This is a genomic window from Variovorax sp. 22077, assembly GCF_052044195.1.
Taxonomy (GTDB): domain Bacteria; phylum Pseudomonadota; class Gammaproteobacteria; order Burkholderiales; family Burkholderiaceae_C; genus Variovorax; species Variovorax atrisoli.
The window spans coordinates 1-515 of record NZ_JBQEQC010000106.1; the positions used below are offsets into that span (position 1 = coordinate 1).

A 515-nucleotide genomic window follows, 5' to 3' on the forward strand; every position below is an offset into this window, starting at 1 on the left:
CACACCCGATTGCGCGCCGGTCAAGCCGAAGTCATCGAGCGGGTCATGCAGGGGCTGTCCACGCTCGCCGTGATGCCCACGGGTGCGGGAAAGTCGCTGTGCTATCAGTTGCCGGCGATGTTGCTTAAAGGGCGCACGGTGGTGGTCTCGCCACTGATTGCGCTGATGAAGGACCAGTGCGACAAGCTCAGGGCCCTGGGTGTACAGGCGATCCAGGTCAACAGCGCCCTCTCGGCGGACGAACTCGCTGCGGCCGAGACGGCGCTGCGAGACGGCAGCGCGCGCATCGTGCTGACAACGCCCGAGCGGCTCGCCGACCACGCCTTCCTGCAGCAACTCGCGGCCCATCCGGTCGCCCTGGTGGCGGTGGACGAGGCGCACTGCATCTCGCAATGGGGCCATGACTTTCGGCCGGCTTTCCTGGACATCGGCCCTGCCATCCGGGCGCTGGGCAGTCCCGCCGTGCTGGCACTCACCGCCACGGCCGGCTCGGAGGTTGCCGCCGACGTGATGAA

At 68.0% G+C, this 515-nt stretch carries 1 protein-coding gene; it reads left to right on the top strand.

Features of this window, described 5'->3' with window-relative positions; genetic code table 11:
• The coding region (locus tag ACTJLF_RS34700; protein ID WP_440884915.1) for a DEAD/DEAH box helicase at nucleotides 1-515 on the top strand (515 nt) is incomplete at both ends.